This window comes from Alcaligenes sp. GCM10023179, from assembly GCF_042653705.1.
Classification (GTDB): Bacteria; Pseudomonadota; Gammaproteobacteria; order Burkholderiales; family Burkholderiaceae_B; genus Alcaligenes; species Alcaligenes phenolicus.
Genome location: NZ_JBHSIQ010000002.1, coordinates 725759 through 742140 on the forward strand (window position 1 = coordinate 725759; position 16382 = coordinate 742140).

The window sequence follows — 16382 nt, forward strand, 5'->3', positions numbered from 1 at the left end:
ATCATAAGAACTCAAATATGAACAATAAGGACGCAGTATATGCTTTCAGTGAAACTCTCCATACCCAAGTGGGTACAGGTGCTTGATCACACGCCAAGAAGCGGCACAGCGCTACAAGACACCTGTACAAGCAAATGGCCAATATGCTCATCACGCGACAGTGCGGTGAACAGCCGATAAAAGTATTGGGGGAGATATCAGAACTGGAGCGGGTGATGGGAATCGAACCCACGACGGATGCTTGGGAAGCATCAGTTTTACCATTAAACTACACCCGCCCTGATGGAGAGGTCTGCCTCAAAAGCAGACGATCCCGCGAATGGGGAAGCGAAAATTATAGCGCGATCTTTTCTTCATGCGTCGCCCCGGCCCTATCTTTTTCGCGCGCCACCACATGAATTCGGCGGCAAGACTCACTACAATAGAGTTTTCCCGCTTTTAGCTGATACGCGAGCCATTCCTGATGCCCGCGCCACAACCATGACCTCCAGCAACGAAAAACAATCCCTGCTGTCGCCCAATGTCGCGAACAGCAATTCCGGCGAGACCCATATCCGTAGCTTTGTTCATCGGCGCGCGCACATTACGCCCAGCCAGGAGCAAGCCCTGGCGCGCCTCTTGCCCCTGTGGTCGATCAGCTACCGCGACAACATCCTGAAACCGGAAACGGTGTTTGGCAATGACAATCCCCTGATTCTGGAAATCGGGTTTGGCATGGGTGAAACCACCCAGAAAATTGCCCAGGCTCGTCCCGACGACAATTTCCTGGGCGTGGAAGTCTTTAATGCCGGTGTCGGTGCCTTGCTCAAGCGCATTGATGACAACCAGATCAGCAATATCCGCATCATCCAGCATGACGCGGTGGAAGTGGTGCGCGACATGATCGCTCCCGGCTCGCTGGCCGGTATTCATATCTACTTCCCCGACCCCTGGCCCAAGAAGCGCCATCACAAGCGTCGTCTGGTGCAATCGCCCTTTATTCAGTTGCTGACCAGCCGTCTGAAACCCGGTGGCTACATCCATTGCGCCACCGACTGGGAAAACTACGCCGAACAAATGCTGGAAGTGCTGTCCGCCGAGCCCATGCTCAGCAACACGCACGAAGGCTACGCACCCCGCCCCGACTTCCGTCCACTGACCAAGTTCGAGAACCGTGGGCTGCGTCTGGGTCATGGCGTGTGGGATCTGATCTTCACCCGCAATGACACCCCTACCCCTGAACTGAACTGGCCCAAGAAAGAACAATGAGCGCTACCCTGTTCCCGCCTATAGAGCCTTACGCCCAAGGCACGTTGCACACCGATGATGGGCACCATATCTACTGGGAATGCTGCGGCAACCCGGCAGGTAAACCGGCCATTTTCTTGCACGGTGGGCCGGGATCAGGATGTTCTACCGATCACCGTCGCCTGTTCGACCCGCAAAAATATAATGTGCTGCTGTTTGATCAGCGCGGTTGCGGGCGTTCCTACCCTCATGCCAGTCTGGAGAACAACACCACTTGGCATCTGGTTCAGGACATGGAGCGGCTGCGCAAGGAAAAGCTCAAGGCCGACAAGATGCTGGTGTTTGGCGGCTCCTGGGGCTCGACTCTGGCGCTGGCCTACGCCCAGACTCACCCCGAGCACGTCAGCGAACTGATTGTGCGCGGTATCTTCATGGCCCGTCCTGAAGAGCTGCATTGGTTTTATCAGGAAGGTGCCTCGCGCCTGTTTCCCGATATCTGGGAACAGTATCTGGCCCCCATTCCCAAGGAAGAGCACGGGGACCTGATTACCGCCTATCACAAGCGTCTGACAGGCGATGACCCCGCTGTGCAGTTACGGGCCGCACACGCCTGGTCGCAATGGGAAAGCAATACCATCACGCTCTTGCCTAGCCAGAATCACCTGGATGCCAAGTCCAGTGATAAAGCCGCTTTGGCCTTTGCGCGTATTGAAAACCACTATTTCATGAACCGGGGTTTTCTGGAGCCGGATCAGTTGCTGAAAAACGCCCACCGCTTGCATGGCATTCCCGGTGTCATCGTGCAGGGACGCTATGATGTGTGCACTCCGGCGCATACAGCCTGGCAACTGCATCGCGCCTGGCCCCAAGCAGAATTTCATATGGTTGCGGACGCAGGCCACGCCTACGACGAACCCGGCATTTTGGCCCGGCTGCTGGCCGCCACCCAGAAATTTGCCATCTGAATCACTCGTCCGGCCCTGGCCGGACCATATCCAGAGACAAGAATGAACATTACCCTGAACGGCCAGAGCAAGACTCTGGCAAACTCCGACACGGTTGGCACGCTGATTATCGAGCTGGGCTACGAGAACAAGCGTATTGCCGTGGAACTGAACGGCGATATCGTGCCCAAAAGCCAGCACGCCAGCACCCCGATCAAAGAAGGCGACACCATTGAAATCGTGGTTGCCGTCGGTGGCGGCTGATACTCGCCCTTTAAAATGCACAATTGCTGACATTCAGCTACGGCTTCGGGGATAAAAATGAGGTCATAATGGGCCGTCTCGCCTGCCATCAAGCAGGCAGCCGTAGAACCCTAACTTCAGGAGCAAAGCGATGGGCGTATTCAGTTTTCTTAAAGATGTCGGCGAAAAACTCTTTGGTGCCAACGAAGCCAAAGCAGCAACAGCTGACGAACTCCAGAAAGAACTGGCCAAACACCAACTTTCCGCCGACGGTCTGAATCTGACGGTTGATGGCGACAAAGTCACGGTTAGCGGCCAAGCCGCCTCCACCGAACAAGCCGAAAAAATTGTGCTGGCTCTGGGTAACACCCTGGGTGTCTCTCAAGTCGACAACCAGCTCAGCGTTGCTCAGCCTTCCGCAGAAGCCACCATGTATACCGTACAGAAAGGCGACACCCTGTGGAAAATTGCTGAAACCAACTACGGCAAGGCAAACGGCGCAAAATACACGGTTATTTTTGAAGCCAACAAGCCTATGCTCAGCCATCCTGACAAGATCTATCCCGGTCAGGTACTGCGTATTCCTGCGCTGTAACAACAACAGCTCAGGACGAAAAAAAGCCCGCGTATGCGGGCTTTTTTTGTTGGTGGTCCTGCCAGAGCGATTCACGCCTTTGCGGCAAGCTCCAAGCGCTTCTTAGCGAAAGCCCTTGAAGCCCTTGCCAGCCAGACCTTTCAAGGCACCCATACCGCCCAGGCCGCGCATCATCTTGGCCATGCCGCCTTTTTTCATCTGCTTCATCATGCCTTGCATTTGCTCGAACTGATTGAGCAAGCGGTTGACCTCTTGCACTGGCACGCCAGAACCGGCAGCGATACGACGCTTGCGCGAGGCTTTGAGCAGTTCGGGCTTGGCACGCTCGGCCGGGGTCATGGAGTTCAAGATCCCTTCCGTACGACGCAACTGCTGTTCAGCCTGACCACCTTGCAACTGGGACGCGGCTTGCGAGAACTGGGCAGGCAGTTTTTCCAGTAAGGAGCCCATATCACCCAGCTTCTTGACTTGCTGCAGCTGGTCACGGAAGTCATTCAGGTCGAACTTGTCGCCCGATTTGATCTTGTCGGTAATCTTCTGCGCTTCGGCGATGTCGATATTGCGCTGGGCCTGTTCGACCAGCGAAACAATATCGCCCATGCCCAGCACGCGCTGAGCCATACGCTCGGGGTGGAATGGCTCCAGACCATCCAGCTTTTCGGAAACACCCACAAACTTCAGCGGCTTGCCGGTGACATGACGTACGGACAAGGCCGCACCACCACGTGCATCACCATCCAGCTTGGTCAGCACCACACCCGTCAGCGGCAAGGCATCAGCAAAGGCCTTGGCCACGTTGACCGCGTCCTGCCCCTGCATGGCATCGACCACGAACAAGGTTTCAATCGGGTTTAGCAGATCGTACAGAGCGCGAATTTCGCGCATCATTTCTTCGTCAATACCCAGGCGACCGGCCGTGTCGACAATCAGCACATCAAAGTGATGACGCTTGGCGTGATCCAGGGCATTACGAGCAATGTCGGCCGGTTTCTGGCTGGGATCGGAGGGCAGGAACTCGACGCCCACCTGGGCGGCAACGGTTTTCAGCTGCTCGATAGCGGCTGGACGATACACGTCGGCACTGACCACCAGAACTTTCTTCTTGCCTGTCTTGCGGCCATGCTGAACGTGGCCGCCTTCGCTCAGCCATTTGGCGAGCTTACCGGTGGTGGTGGTTTTACCCGCACCTTGCAGACCGGCCATCAGAATAATCGCGGGTGGCTGAGCCGCCAGGGACAGCTCGCTGGCGTTGTCACCCAGGTCTGCGCCCATCAGATTGGTCAGCTCCTGGTGAACAACACCCACCAGTGCCTGGCCAGGATTCAAGCTGTCGGCAACTTCAACACCAAGCGCCTTTTCTTTGACCCGTGCGACAAACTCGCGCACGACGGGCAAGGCCACGTCCGCTTCCAGCAAAGCCAGACGCACTTCCCTCAACATATCCTGAGTATTGGATTCGGTCAGACGAGCCTGTCCGCGCATGGTTTTCACCACACGCGACATACGCTGGGTCAGATTTTCAAACATAGGACTGGGTTCGCTTAAACTAGGTTATCGTGTGGTCTACGAATAAGAATAAAATGGCCACTTGAGGTACGCCCCGTACCGTTTTTCAGGAAATCCGGGACTTATGTCTGCAAGTATTGTATTTCACTTGCTCGCCGCACTGGCGTACATCGTGCTGTCGATCTCGCTCTGGCGTCCGTTGACTCGCGGCAGCACCCGAACCGTACTGAATGCCCCCAGCCGGGTGGCCTTGCTCTGCGCCATCATTGTGCACGGAGCGGGCCTGCTGCTGACTATTGTGCTGCCCCAGGGGCTGCATCTGAGCTGGGCACTGGCCCTGTCAGCGGCAATATGGCTGGGCATGGTGGTGTTCTGGTTCCAAAGCCTGTATCTGCGTCTGGACAGCCTGTTGCTCATTCTACTGCCTGCAGCCACAATCGTCAGCCTGCTGGCCATGGCCTTTCCCGAAGGCCATATCGTCAACCATGTCGGCAATGAATGGCTACGGATTCACTTGATGATTGCGCTGGTCGCCTATGGGCTTAGCACCGTGGCGGCTTTGCACGCCGTCTTGATGACGGCTCTGGACCGTCAGTTGCACCGCCCTATTCTTCATCAGGAGCAACGTGGTTTGTTCAGCCGGGTTCTGGACACCATGCCGCCCCTGCTGGTGCAAGAGGAGCTGCTGTTTCGCCTGATCCGTGTCTCTTTCGTGATTCTGACCTTCACGATTCTGAGCGGTGCCGCCGTCTCCATGGCGATAGACGGTAAATTTTTGCCCGCCGACCACAAAACTGTCTTTACCTTGCTATCCTGGGTTACATTTGGTGGCTTATTATGGGGTCGGAAACAGTATGGATGGCGTGGTCGCGTTGCCTTGCGCTGGACCTTGGCCGGTTTTGCCTTCCTGCTGCTGGCCTATACAGGCAGCCACTTTGTACTAGACGTCATCTTGCAACGAGGGAAAATTGGGTAAAGTCTTATTTTGGGTTGTCGCCATCCTGGCGGCCATGATCATTGCCCGCATCGTGTCGCAAAACAAGGCCCGCAAGCGCAATCCACCCAACCCCACCATGCGTCCCCCGCGCAAGCAAGGTGCTGCTGAAGAAATGGTCCGTTGCGCACACTGTGGGATTTATCTGCCACGCTCCGAAGCCTTGATGAGCAATCATCACACCTGGTGCAGCCTGGAACACGCCAAGCGCGGCCCACGCAGCTAACGCCATGGCTCGCATGCACCACGCCTACGACCTGGACCGACAGGGCTGGCTGAAACCTCATGCCAATGTCTTGCGCGCCCTGTCACCCAATCAGGATGACCGCCCCGAGGGCGACACTCCGACTTTGCTGGTGCTGCACAATATCAGCCTGCCACCGCAAGAGTTCGGCGGGCCCTACATTCGGGATTTTTTTCAGAACAAGCTGGATATCAGCGCCCACCCCTGGTTCGAGAACATCCGGGACCTGAAAGTTTCGGCTCACTTTCTGATCCAGCGCACTGGCCACATCATCCAGTTTGTTCCCACTACCCGCCGCGCCTGGCATGCGGGTGTGTCGCGCTTTGAAGACCGCGAGCGCTGCAATGATTTCTCTATTGGCATTGAACTGGAAGGCAGCGATTTCGAGCCATTTACAGAAGCGCAGTACCGGGAGCTGTCCCGCCTGAGCCGCGCTTTACGTATGCGCCATAATTTGCGCGCCGTACGTGGCCATGAGCACATCGCTCCGGGGCGCAAGACAGATCCGGGCCCTTTCTTTGATTGGGAACGGGTGAAGCGGGAACATGGCTGGCCCAAAGAAACCTTGCCGGAACAAGAGTTGGGACCAAAGCAAAGACCAGAGCCAGATCAAGACCGATAAAGTAGTTCAGGGCCAATAACAAGAAAAATGCTACAGCATTCACTATCGTGATCCGCCCTAAAGCCCACTCATAGATACAGATGCAAAAAGCCCCAATCATCGTAAGACGATCAGGGCTTTACCTGATTAGTATCTAGCCCTGCTTGACGCAGAGCCAGCAAGATTCAGGTTTACAGATTCAACAGCAAGCGGTTCACACGCTTCACAAAACTGGCGGGATCTTGCAATGCGGCACCTTCGGCCAGCATGGCTTGTTCCAGCAGCAACTGTGCCCACTCACCAAAAGCCTCGTCGTCAGCGGCCTGGACTTTGGCGATCAAGGCGTGCTCCGGGTTGATTTCCAGAATCGGCTTGACCTCGGGAGCTTCCTGGCCAGCGGCTTGCAGCATACGCAGCAGGTGCGGGCTCAGTTCGTTAGCATCGACCACCACGCAAGCAGGGGAATCGACCAGACGGGCAGTAATGCGCACTTCCTTGACCTTCTCGCCCAGTGTGGTTTGCAGGCGCTCGACCAGAGGTTTGAAGGTTTCAGCCACTTCTGCCTGATGTTTCTTTTCTTCCTCGTCCGCCAGCGAATCCAGGTCCAGGCCACCCTTGGCCACGGATACCAGTTGCTTGCCTTCAAATTCGCGCAAGTAAGACAACATCCACTCGTCCACACGGTCGGACATCAACAGCACTTCGATGCCTTTCTTGCGGAATACTTCCAGATGCGGGCTGTTAGATGCAGCGGCAAAAGTGTCAGCCGTGACGTAGTAAATCTTGTCCTGACCTTCTTTCATGCGACCGATGTAGTCGTTCAAGGAAACGACCTGCGCCGAACCTTCCTGATTCGTGGACGCAAAGCGCAGCAAGGCAGCGATACGGGCCTGATTGCCCATGTCTTCGCCAGTGCCTTCTTTCAGGACCTGGCCGAACTGGTTCCAGAACTCGGCATATTGCTCGGGCTGGTTCTCGGCCAGATCTTCCAGCAAGGACAGGATGCGCTTGGCACTACCTTCGCGGATAGCGCGGACATCACGGCTTTCTTGCAGGATTTCACGCGAGACGTTCAACGGCAGGTCGGCCGAATCGATCACACCGCGCACAAAGCGCAGGTAAGCAGGCAGCAGCTGCTCGGCGTCGTCCATGATGAATACGCGTTTCACGTACAGCTTCACGCCACGGCGAGCATCGCGGTCCCACAAGTCAAACGGAGCCTGCTTGGGGACAAACAAGAGCTGGGTGTATTCACTACGGCCTTCAACACGGTTATGTGTCCAGGCCAGAGGATTCTCGTAATCGTGAGCGATGTGCTTGTAGAACTCCTGGTACTGCTCGTCGGTGATTTCCGACTTGGAGCGTGTCCACAAGGCGCTGGCCTGGTTCACGCTTTCCCACTCGTCCTGCTTTACTTGTTGCTGCTTTTCTTCGTCCCACTCTTCCTTGCGCATTTGCACGGGCAAGGAGATGTGATCGGAGTAGCGACGCAGCACGTTGCGCAGTCGCCAGCCGTCCAGGAAATCGTCCTCGCCTTCACGCAGGTGCAAGGTGATGGTGGTTCCGCGCTCGGCTTTTTCAGCGGCGGCAATGGTGAACTCGCCTTCACCGGCGGACTCCCACAGCACGGCTTCCTGATCGCCACCGGCACGACGTGTCAGCACGGACACTTTATTGGCCACGATAAAGGAGGAGTAAAAGCCCACGCCAAACTGACCAATCAGTTGGGTGTCTTTTTGCTTGTCGCCCGTCAGTTGGGAGAAGAACTCTTTGGTGCCCGAGCGCGCGATGGTGCCCAGGTTGGCAATGGCTTCATCACGGGACATGCCAATGCCGTTGTCGGAAATGGTGATCGTGCGCTGGTCCTTGTCGAACTCCACGCGGATACGCATCTCTGGGTCGCCTTCCAGCAAAGCTGGATTGTCGATAGCCTCAAAGCGCAGTTTGTCACAGGCATCCGACGCATTGGATACCAGCTCACGCAGGAAAATCTCCTTGTTGCTGTACAAGGAGTGAATCATCAAATGCAGTAATTGTTTGACTTCAGCCTGAAAACCCAAGGTTTCGGACGTATTCGCAGTGTCAGTCTGGCTCATGGTGAAAAAGCAAAAAAATGGGTTGATTGCCGCACGCCAAAGCGCGCCCTATTGCAGACAGATAGGGACGACCCACCATATTTCAAGAGACGGATCAGGCCGCCGGCCCGGATGTCAGGGCAATGACTCCGCTGATCATGATGGCGCAACCGAGCAAACTCCAGACATTGGCCTTTTCGCGCAGGACGACCATACCCAATATGGTGCCGGCCATCATGGACATTTCACGGGCGGGCGCCACCATGGACAAGGGTGCGCCCATGCTTAATGCCTGCAAGACCAGGATGTAGGACATGGGCGATAACAAACCCACTGCAGCCGCCAGTTTCCAATAAGGTTTGAACTTGACGAAGCCTGCCCGCCCCCGCTTGGCGATAAAAGGGGCCAGCATCCCCAGGCGCAACACATTGCTGAACCAGTCCAGCAGGAATGGCGAGATCAGCAGCACCTTGACGCCATAGGCATCGACCACGGTATAGGCCGCAATCAGAATCCCGGTCTGCATGCCCCAACGCACACCCGTCAGCGCTGCAGGGCTGAAAAAACGGCGCAATCGACCTTGCGTGGCGATCAGCAAAATCCCCATCACGACCAGCAAGATGCCGAGCACTCCCAAAGGACGCACAGGCTCGCCCAGCAGGATAAAAGCACCAATGGAAGAGAGCATGGGGCCCGTACCACGGGCAATGGGATACACCACGGACAGGTCTGCAACCTGATAGCCTTTTTGCAAACTCAGGCTATAGCACATGTGCAGCAAGGCACTAAGCACCAAACAGGTAATGGTCTCGCTGGTCCAGGGCATATTGCCTTGCGTAAAGACCACCCACAGCGTGATGGGGAAATAAAACAGAATGGCAAAAAAAGAGTACGCAAATACAAAATGCGCCCCTGCCATCGCCGCCCGTTTAGAGAGCAAGTTCCAACCCGCATGAATGAACGCAGCACACACCACCAACAACAAAGCGGTCCAGGACATGAGGGCTTCCACCAGCAAATAGCAAAAGAAAAACTATACGCCCCCTTCAAGGGGGAGGCCAGCCAATCACGGGCCTTTCAACGTCCCATGACAAATAAGAGACAGTACTGGACAATTCAAACATCAAGGTATGATGTTCGACACGTATTTTGATATGGAGCCGATCATGAGCACCCTGCTGTATGTTGATTTTCCTTACCCCGGCCCTTGGGGTTCAGAGATGAGCGAAGCCATGCAAGAACTGGCGCAATCCATCTGCCTGGAACCTGGCTTGATCTGGAAAATCTGGACCGAGAATAAAGAACAGTCCAAAGCAGGTGGCGTGTATCTATTCAGCGATCAAGCCAGCGCGCTGGCGTATCTGGAGATGCACAGCAAACGGCTCAACAGCTTTGGCATCACCGGCATTGATGCGCGCTTTTTTGATGTGAACCAGCCGCTGACAGCTATCAATTCCGGTCCCTTGTCAGCCAAATAAAACACAGACAACAGACGCAAGAAAACCCGCCTGCATATCAGCAAGCGGGCTTCCATATCGATGCTTAGGCAGTCAGCTCAACGGCCTTGAAATCCACCGGAACCTCCAGCGCATTGTTGATGTAGTTGGTGAACAGGTTCAAGGCAGTCACACCGACCAGTTCCACCACCTCACCTTCGGAAAAGCCGGCATCGCGCACGGCTTGCACATCGGCAGCTGAAACTTGCCCACGCTGATCCACCAGCTTGAGCACAAATTTCAAAGCGGCGGCGGTACGCGGGTCATCCGACTGACCACGCTGAGCCTGGGCCAGTGTCTCCGGACTTAGGCCAGCATTGGCACCCAGCACATTATGGGCAGCCAAGCAGTATTCGCAACGATTACGGTCGGCAATGGCAACCGCCAATTGCTCGCCCAATTTCGCACCCAGCTTGCCACCGGCAAAGGCGCCGAAAGAGCCCCACATGCTGCGCAAGGCGGCGGGCGAATTGGACACCATACGGAACATGGCAGGCACGCTGCCACCAAAGGCTTTTTGAATTTCCTGCAAAGCAGGCTGGCTGGCGGCGGGAGCTTGAGCAACGTCAGGCAATGTAAGACGGGACATGATGATCTCCTGGTGAAGTAGGCCGGGGTGGCCGGAAAAAGCTTGCAGGGATAGTGTCTCGCCAAGATCAAGATCATTGGATAAGATTAGTCCCGACAACTTACCTTTTCATCCAGATGAGGATGTTTTCATGAACCTGGATCGCCTCTCCCTTCTGCTGGAACAATTCCGTGTTCGGGCTCATTTGTTCTACAACGGCTCTTTGTGTGGCGTAACCCGCTTTGCGGCCCAACCCGGACGGGCCTTCTTGCACATTCTGCGACGCGGCCAGTTAAGCGTGCGCCACGATCCGCGCGATCCCGTGCCGGAAGTCCTGACCATTGACCGCCCCAGCCTGCTGTTCTACCCCCGTCCGCTGGAGCACGCTTTTTACGATCTGCCCAATGAAGGCTCGGATTTCACCTGTGCCACCCTGGATTTTGATGGGGGTGAGCATCATCCCTTGGCCCGCTCCCTGCCCGATCTGATTATTGTGCCGCTGGAAGAAGCGGCCGGCCTTGAACAGGCACTGGGCCTGCTCTTTGCAGAAACGGAGTCCGTGCGCTGCGGCCATCGCCTACTAGCAGACCGTCTGTTCGAGATCGTGTTGCTGCAATTGCTACGCTGGCTGTTTGACCATCCTGATCGTTGCGAGATTCCCGTAGGCCTGTTCCGAGGTTTGTCACACCCACCCATCGCGCGCGCACTGCTGGCTATTCAGGCCGATCCCGGTCGGGACTGGACCGTGCAAACACTGGCACAGGAAGCCAAGATGTCGCGCAGCGCCTTTGCCGTGCAATTCAAGCGCTGGGTGGGCGACACACCGGCAGACTATCTGGCCCAATGGCGCCTGTCGCTGGCCTGCCAGCGGCTGGCACAAGGCCAGTCTGCCAAACGTATTGCTCTGGATCTGGGCTACGCCAACCCCTCTGCCCTGTCCCGCCTGTTTCGGCAGCGCACGGGTCAATCCATGCGGGAATGGTTGGCCGCCCGTCAATCAGCTTGAGCGATTCTGTTCCAGCACCGCCAGAAAATTCACCAAGGCCGGGTTGGTATTGTCCGAGACATAAGCACTCATCAGCTCTGCCGCAATATCGTCTGCATCCAGCAGAGGCAGATACTCCAAGGTATCGGTGCGCAAGCGCGCCAGGGAAGCGGGAACAATAGCTGGAGCAATGCCCGCTTCAACCATGACCAGCACCGTGGGCACCATGCTTTCCTGTGCAAAGCGCGGCAGACAGCCTGAGCGCTGCAACATGCGCTGCTGCAAGAGATGAAAGTAACGCGACTGTTGCCGCGAATACGCCACCATTTCGTAAGAGAAAGCCTGGTGCAAGGTCAGCCCCTGACTATGCTCCTGAGCACGTGGATCATCCCGCCTGACGACAAACATCATGGGTTCGGACTCCACCAGCTGCGGGTTCAAATCGGGCACGGCAAAGGAAGGCCGAATCAAGGCCACATCCACCCGGCGCTCGTAAAGAGCCGCAGGCATATCGCTGGAGTTCATCTCGTAGATCTGTATATCCACCTGCGGGAAGTCCTGTCGAAAGCGATACAAATGCTTGGATACCCCCGCATAGGCGCTGCTGGGGGTCAGGGCTATGCGCAACATGCCAGTCTCGCCTCTATGCACTTGCTGTACCGCTTGCAAGGTCTGCTCCAGTTCGTTGCCGATCAAGCGCAGGCGGCGCTGCAACTCCGCTCCCGCCGCCGTCAATTGCACCGTGCGTGTGGTGCGGATAAACAAGGTCGCCCCTACCTGCTCTTCCAGCCTGCGTATGGCCTGACTCAAGGGCGGCTGGGTCATGAACAAACGCTGGGCGGCTCGACCAAAATGCAGCTCTTCCGCCACCACCAAGAACATCTCGCTTAATTTGGAGTCCAGCATATGCCCGCCAATTAGGTTAGGAAAAAGATCAATAACGATTATTTTTAATATTAGACAACATAATTAGCTCTTACTACCATCCGTCCTGACACTTATCAAAAACAGGGCCATACTGCACGTCACTGCGAATATTGGCCCAACGCAGGAGATAGACATGACGGTATTCAAGCATCGCGCCCCTTTACTGAGTGGCCTGCTCACACTGACTTTGTTGGGTTCCGGTTCGGCCATGGCCGACGCGGCTTACCCTTCGCAGCCCATTACGTTTGTGGTGCCCTACGCTGCAGGTGGCAGCTCGGATACCCGCTCGCGCATGCTGGCTCAAAAAATGAGCGACAGCCTGGGCGTGACAATCGTGGTGGAAAACAAGCCCGGTGCCAGCGGCAATATCGGCACCAGCATGATTGCGCGCGCCAAGCCCAACGGCTACACCATCGGCCTGGGCAACTTTGGCCCCATGTCGGTGAACAAGGCGCTGTACGGCAGCAACCTGCCGTTTGATCCTGAACAGGATTTGCAGCCCATCGCCCTGATCGAACGCGGTGCCATGGCACTGGGTGTAAACAGCAACTCGCCCTACCAGTCTCTGGCTGATCTGGTCGCCGACGGTAAGAAGAACCCCGAAAAACTCGACTACGCCTCGACTGGCGCTGGTGGTGCCTCGCACTTGCTGACTGAACAGTTCAAGGCCACCTCCGGCTTTGACGCCGTACACGTGCCTTACCGTGGTGGCGCTCCTGCATCGAACGACTTGCTGGCCGGCAATATCTCCTTTTATCTGGAATTGGCCAGTCTGTTCCTGCCCCACATGCAAATCGACAACCCACGCCTGCGCGTACTGGGTGTGACCTCGGAAGAGCGTCTGAAAGCCATGCCTGACACCCCCACCTTCAAAGAACAAGGCGTGGATCTGGTGGCCTCGAACTGGTTTGGCGTGATTGCCCCCGCCGGCTTGCCTGCTGATGTACTGGAAAAACTGAACAAGGCTGTCAACGACGCCCTGAAAGACCCCGACTACCGTCAGATTGTGGAATCCCAAGGCGCGGAAGTTGTAGGTGGCACACCTGAAGAATTTACCGCTTTTGTGAAAGAAGAAACCAAACGCTGGACCGCGCTGATCAAGGCACAGAACATCTCGATTCAGTAGTTCCAGTTCTCGCTTATGACTGCAAACCCTTCCCCTCTCGCTACGCAGGACCAGGCTATCCAGGCCTGGTCCTGGCTGGCTGATCCCGCCACCTGTATCAGCACCAATCCCACTGGCCCCTTGGCGGGTTTGAGCTTTGGTGTGAAAGATGTGCTGGATGTTCAAGGCATGCCCACGTGCTACGGCGCGCATTTCCCCAATGCGCTACCCGCCGAGCGGGACGCCGCCTGTGTCGCCCTGCTGCGTCAGGCTGGTGCCATTGCCCTGGGCAAAACCGTCACCGCCGAATTTGCCTACGCAGCCCCCGGCCCCACCCGTAATCCACTGAACCTGGAGCACACGCCCGGCGGCTCTTCCAGTGGTTCGGCTGCGGCCGTAGCAGCTGGCATGGTTGACTTTGCATTGGGCACCCAAACGGGAGGCTCCATGATGCGCCCCGCTGCGTTCACCGGCATTCTGGGTTTCAAACCCAGCTTTGGAGCGGTGCATCGCAGCGGTCTTTTCTTGTTGTGCGACAGCCTGGACACGATCGGCTACTTCAGCCGGGACTTGTCCGTGCTGCGCCGCGTGGCCACTGTCCTGCAAGGCTTACCTGATAGTCGAGTCCCCACCGCGCCGCGAATTGGCGTGCTGGATGGCAAAGATCTGGGCCCGATCACACCCGCAGCACTGGCCGCGTTGGAACAAGGCTGTGAGCATCTGGAGCAACAAGGCGCCCACCTGGAGCGTCTGCCTGCGGACCCACAACTGAAAGAGCTGCTGATCCTGCAAGGCCAGATCATGGCTTATGAAATGGCCCGCAGCCTGCTACCCGTCTGGCAAGCCAGCCCGGATGCCTTGCGCCCCATTACCGTGCAAGCCATCAAACAAGGCCTGGAATTGCCTGCAGCGGATTACCACGCCTGGCAGGCGCGCCGTCGCCAATTGCAAACAGAATGGCAGGATCGTTATGGTCATTTCGACGCATTGCTAACTCCAGCGGCTCCCGGCCCGGCTCCCTATGGACTGGATAGCACGGGCTCTTCGATACTGAATCGTCCTTGGTCCTTGTTGGGCTGGCCTACCTTGAGCCTGCCCGCGCCCGGTCAAAACAACCCACTGCCCTTGGGTTTGCAACTGATCGGACAGCCTCACCAGGACGCGGCTTTGCTGGATCTGGCATCGCTTATCTGCCCGGCTTGATGGGCCTGAAAAGCAATCAAAAGAACTACTCTGCAACAAGCTGAAATAGAGTAAACAGCAACCAGAATCATTAACAAATGCTTTAAATAACAAATATTTAGGAGTGCTTTGAGTTTTCTCAAAACACTCTTGAATATTGGCTCCGCAAACGGCTTGGCAGCGTACTAACATCAATAAGGTGTTCCCGGTGCGCTGCGTCGGTACGTTCATCACATCGCGACTACGCAGCACCCGGCTCTTTCAAACAATCCGGAAAAGACCATGCGTCGCCCTCTCTTACTGCTGCTCTCCACTTTCTTTCTGATCTGGGCTGTTGAAGCCCTGTGGCTGGCCCCCTCGCCACCGGGCGATATGCTGTGGGTGGTCCGACAAGAAGGCATGCTGTTAACCGGGATTCTGGCACTGGGCACCATGACGGCCATCATGATTCTGGCCCTGCGTCCCCGCCGTCTGGAACCCTGGTTAGGCGGCATGGACAAAGCCTACAGGCTGCATAAATGGCTGGGTATCATCGCCATTTTGCTCAGTCTGGCCCATTGGCTCAGCAAGGAATCCAAAGGTCTGATCTCGGCAGCGATCGGCACGGGCGGCCGTCTGGCCAAAACCCCGGTTCCTGAATGGGTCAGCCTGTTCAAGCCCTATGCAAAATCACTGGGTGAATGGACGTTTTACGCGCTGATTCTGATGCTGATCATCACCCTGGCGCACCGCACGATTTCCTATAAAAAGTGGTACAGCCTGCATCGCCTGATGCCAGTGGCCTATTTGATCCTGATCTTTCATGGCGTGGTACTGACGCCCCCTGCTTACTGGAGCGGTATAGGCGGCTGGGCACTGGCCATCACCATGGTGATCGGGACAGCAGCAGCCGGCATCCAGCTGCTACGCAATTTGAGTTCGGCCTACCCGCATACGGGCACCGTGATCTCCTGTACGTCACAAGGTGATGTGCTGGAAGTGCAATGCCGCATGGACCAATCCTGGCCAGGTCACCAGGCTGGGCAGTTTGCCTTTTTGCGTTTGAAGGGTGAATCCGAGTCCCACCCCTTTACCTTGTCCGATGCGGATCAGGACAACCAGATTGTGCGCTTTCATATCAAGCAGTTGGGCGACTGGACCCGCAGCCTGCCCGAGCGTTTGCATGTTGGCCAGAACATTGAGCTGGACGGCCCTTATGGACGCTTCACTCAGCCGGACCGCGATGACAAGGGCATTTATATCTGGGTGGGTGCGGGTGTCGGGGCCACGCCATTTCTATCCTGGTTAAGCCAGGAACATCAGGACGGTCACGCTCCCTACGCCTATCTGCAATATGCCTGTCAGCATGGTACTGACCCATTGGCTCAGGCCTTGAGCAAGGCTGCCAAAGAGCACCCGGACGTGAATCTGGAAATTTATGCCGATGGCCGTCGCTGGACGCCCAAAGAGGTGCTGCAGCATTACCATGCCGACAAACCTCTGCATATCTGGTTCTGTGGACCGGCTGCAATGGGCCGACAGTTGCGACGTGAGCTCAAGCAAACACTGCCTGCAAAATCCTGGACCTTGCACAAGGAACACTTCCAGTTCCGCTAAGCCTTTGCTCATCCAGCAACTGGCCTTGTTTAGAAATCAGAACAAGGCCAGTTCTGCGTATGCTGAGTGCAGCAATCCAGTGCGGCTAGAACAG

17 protein-coding genes and 1 tRNA gene are annotated in these 16382 nt (G+C 56.4%); 12 read left to right on the forward strand and 6 right to left on the reverse strand.

Going from position 1 to position 16382, the window contains the following annotated elements; genetic code table 11:
* Positions 1 to 204 precede the first annotated feature (204 nt).
* A tRNA-Gly gene (locus ACFPDR_RS12670) sits at positions 205 to 278 on the reverse strand.
* A gap of 202 nt (positions 279 to 480) precedes the next feature.
* Between ACFPDR_RS12670 and trmB the strand changes: the two genes are divergently transcribed.
* The 4 genes from trmB to lysM all read left to right on the forward strand — a co-directional run bounded on the left by trmB (position 481) and on the right by lysM (position 3009).
* Positions 481 to 1248, forward strand: coding sequence for a tRNA (guanosine(46)-N7)-methyltransferase TrmB (gene trmB, locus ACFPDR_RS12675; RefSeq protein ID WP_009463250.1), 768 nt, complete (start codon positions 481 to 483; stop codon positions 1246 to 1248).
* On the forward strand, positions 1245 to 2192 hold the full coding sequence (pip, locus tag ACFPDR_RS12680; protein ID WP_009463248.1) for a prolyl aminopeptidase: 948 nt from the start codon (positions 1245 to 1247) through the stop codon (positions 2190 to 2192). Before trmB ends, pip begins: the two co-directional genes overlap by 4 nt.
* Before the next feature lie 42 nt (positions 2193 to 2234).
* Positions 2235 to 2435, forward strand: a complete 201-nt coding sequence (gene thiS, locus ACFPDR_RS12685) for a sulfur carrier protein ThiS (protein ID WP_060186249.1) — start codon at positions 2235 to 2237, stop codon at positions 2433 to 2435.
* Between the two features lie 130 nt (positions 2436 to 2565).
* Positions 2566 to 3009, forward strand: a complete 444-nt coding sequence (gene lysM, locus ACFPDR_RS12690) for a peptidoglycan-binding protein LysM (protein WP_026484988.1) — start codon at positions 2566 to 2568, stop codon at positions 3007 to 3009.
* A gap of 102 nt (positions 3010 to 3111) precedes the next feature.
* Here the strand turns inward: lysM and ffh are convergent, their stop codons facing one another.
* Positions 3112 to 4536 carry a signal recognition particle protein gene (gene ffh, locus ACFPDR_RS12695; RefSeq protein WP_009463242.1) on the reverse strand — a complete coding sequence of 475 codons (1425 nt, stop codon included), beginning with the start codon at positions 4534 to 4536 and terminating at the stop codon, positions 3112 to 3114.
* A 103-nt stretch (positions 4537 to 4639) separates the two neighbouring features.
* On the opposite strand from ffh, the gene ACFPDR_RS12700 reads away from it, so the two are divergent.
* Genes ACFPDR_RS12700 through ampD form a run of 3 tightly spaced genes read left to right on the forward strand, consistent with a single transcriptional unit; the run spans position 4640 to position 6375 of the window.
* Positions 4640 to 5491 carry a cytochrome C assembly family protein gene (locus tag ACFPDR_RS12700; RefSeq protein ID WP_009463240.1) on the forward strand — a complete coding sequence of 284 codons (852 nt, stop codon included), beginning with the start codon at positions 4640 to 4642 and terminating at the stop codon, positions 5489 to 5491.
* The gene (locus ACFPDR_RS12705) at positions 5484 to 5735 is read left to right on the forward strand and encodes a PP0621 family protein (protein WP_009463238.1); all 252 of its coding nucleotides are present in this window, start codon (positions 5484 to 5486) and stop codon (positions 5733 to 5735) included. The genes ACFPDR_RS12700 and ACFPDR_RS12705 overlap by 8 nt, the downstream gene beginning before the upstream one ends.
* A gap of 4 nt (positions 5736 to 5739) precedes the next feature.
* On the forward strand, positions 5740 to 6375 hold the full coding sequence (ampD, locus tag ACFPDR_RS12710; RefSeq protein WP_376911196.1) for a 1,6-anhydro-N-acetylmuramyl-L-alanine amidase AmpD: 636 nt from the start codon (positions 5740 to 5742) through the stop codon (positions 6373 to 6375).
* 170 nt (positions 6376 to 6545) lie between these two features.
* Here the strand turns inward: ampD and htpG are convergent, their stop codons facing one another.
* Positions 6546 to 8450 (reverse strand): molecular chaperone HtpG, encoded by a 1905-nt coding sequence (gene htpG, locus ACFPDR_RS12715; protein ID WP_060186243.1) that lies wholly within the window; start codon positions 8448 to 8450, stop codon positions 6546 to 6548.
* Between the two features lie 94 nt (positions 8451 to 8544).
* On the reverse strand, positions 8545 to 9429 hold the full coding sequence (locus tag ACFPDR_RS12720) for an EamA family transporter (RefSeq protein WP_060186242.1): 885 nt from the start codon (positions 9427 to 9429) through the stop codon (positions 8545 to 8547).
* A 166-nt stretch (positions 9430 to 9595) separates the two neighbouring features.
* On the opposite strand from ACFPDR_RS12720, the gene ACFPDR_RS12725 reads away from it, so the two are divergent.
* On the forward strand, positions 9596 to 9907 hold the full coding sequence (locus ACFPDR_RS12725; RefSeq protein ID WP_376911197.1) for a monooxygenase: 312 nt from the start codon (positions 9596 to 9598) through the stop codon (positions 9905 to 9907).
* 64 nt (positions 9908 to 9971) lie between these two features.
* Here the strand turns inward: ACFPDR_RS12725 and ACFPDR_RS12730 are convergent, their stop codons facing one another.
* Positions 9972 to 10514, reverse strand: a complete 543-nt coding sequence (locus ACFPDR_RS12730) for a carboxymuconolactone decarboxylase family protein (RefSeq protein ID WP_083054202.1) — start codon at positions 10512 to 10514, stop codon at positions 9972 to 9974.
* 130 nt (positions 10515 to 10644) lie between these two features.
* Here ACFPDR_RS12730 and ACFPDR_RS12735 point away from each other — a divergent pair, with 130 nt between their 5' ends.
* Complete coding sequence (locus tag ACFPDR_RS12735) at positions 10645 to 11499, forward strand: AraC family transcriptional regulator (RefSeq protein ID WP_376911198.1); 855 nt, start codon at positions 10645 to 10647, stop codon at positions 11497 to 11499.
* Here the strand turns inward: ACFPDR_RS12735 and ACFPDR_RS12740 are convergent.
* Entirely contained in the window at positions 11491 to 12384 is an 894-nt protein-coding gene (locus ACFPDR_RS12740; protein WP_026484978.1) for a LysR substrate-binding domain-containing protein, read from the reverse strand. The genes ACFPDR_RS12735 and ACFPDR_RS12740 overlap by 9 nt on opposite strands.
* Positions 12385 to 12538: 154 nt before the next feature.
* Between ACFPDR_RS12740 and ACFPDR_RS12745 the strand changes: the two genes are divergently transcribed.
* The 3 genes from ACFPDR_RS12745 to ACFPDR_RS12755 all read left to right on the forward strand — a co-directional run bounded on the left by ACFPDR_RS12745 (position 12539) and on the right by ACFPDR_RS12755 (position 16288).
* Positions 12539 to 13531, forward strand: coding sequence for a Bug family tripartite tricarboxylate transporter substrate binding protein (locus ACFPDR_RS12745; RefSeq protein ID WP_009463220.1), 993 nt, complete (start codon positions 12539 to 12541; stop codon positions 13529 to 13531).
* Between the two features lie 15 nt (positions 13532 to 13546).
* Positions 13547 to 14713, forward strand: coding sequence for an amidase (locus ACFPDR_RS12750; RefSeq protein ID WP_060186237.1), 1167 nt, complete (start codon positions 13547 to 13549; stop codon positions 14711 to 14713).
* A gap of 261 nt (positions 14714 to 14974) precedes the next feature.
* Positions 14975 to 16288 carry a ferric reductase-like transmembrane domain-containing protein gene (locus tag ACFPDR_RS12755; RefSeq protein ID WP_060186236.1) on the forward strand — a complete coding sequence of 438 codons (1314 nt, stop codon included), beginning with the start codon at positions 14975 to 14977 and terminating at the stop codon, positions 16286 to 16288.
* Positions 16289 to 16382: the final 94 nt, after the last annotated feature.

Coding starts and splice junctions, on each gene's coding strand:
- trmB (WP_009463250.1), top strand. CDS start 481: ATGACCTCCAGCAACGAAAAACAATCCCTGCTGTCGCCCAATGTCGCG.
- pip (WP_009463248.1), top strand. CDS start 1,245: ATGAGCGCTACCCTGTTCCCGCCTATAGAGCCTTACGCCCAAGGCACG.
- thiS (WP_060186249.1), top strand. CDS start 2,235: ATGAACATTACCCTGAACGGCCAGAGCAAGACTCTGGCAAACTCCGAC.
- lysM (WP_026484988.1), top strand. CDS start 2,566: ATGGGCGTATTCAGTTTTCTTAAAGATGTCGGCGAAAAACTCTTTGGT.
- ffh (WP_009463242.1), bottom strand. CDS start 4,536: ATGTTTGAAAATCTGACCCAGCGTATGTCGCGTGTGGTGAAAACCATG.
- ACFPDR_RS12700 (WP_009463240.1), top strand. CDS start 4,640: ATGTCTGCAAGTATTGTATTTCACTTGCTCGCCGCACTGGCGTACATC.
- ampD (WP_376911196.1), top strand. CDS start 5,740: ATGGCTCGCATGCACCACGCCTACGACCTGGACCGACAGGGCTGGCTG.
- htpG (WP_060186243.1), bottom strand. CDS start 8,450: ATGAGCCAGACTGACACTGCGAATACGTCCGAAACCTTGGGTTTTCAG.
- ACFPDR_RS12720 (WP_060186242.1), bottom strand. CDS start 9,429: ATGTCCTGGACCGCTTTGTTGTTGGTGGTGTGTGCTGCGTTCATTCAT.
- ACFPDR_RS12725 (WP_376911197.1), top strand. CDS start 9,596: ATGAGCACCCTGCTGTATGTTGATTTTCCTTACCCCGGCCCTTGGGGT.
- ACFPDR_RS12730 (WP_083054202.1), bottom strand. CDS start 10,514: ATGTCCCGTCTTACATTGCCTGACGTTGCTCAAGCTCCCGCCGCCAGC.
- ACFPDR_RS12735 (WP_376911198.1), top strand. CDS start 10,645: ATGAACCTGGATCGCCTCTCCCTTCTGCTGGAACAATTCCGTGTTCGG.
- ACFPDR_RS12740 (WP_026484978.1), bottom strand. CDS start 12,384: ATGCTGGACTCCAAATTAAGCGAGATGTTCTTGGTGGTGGCGGAAGAG.
- ACFPDR_RS12745 (WP_009463220.1), top strand. CDS start 12,539: ATGACGGTATTCAAGCATCGCGCCCCTTTACTGAGTGGCCTGCTCACA.
- ACFPDR_RS12750 (WP_060186237.1), top strand. CDS start 13,547: ATGACTGCAAACCCTTCCCCTCTCGCTACGCAGGACCAGGCTATCCAG.
- ACFPDR_RS12755 (WP_060186236.1), top strand. CDS start 14,975: ATGCGTCGCCCTCTCTTACTGCTGCTCTCCACTTTCTTTCTGATCTGG.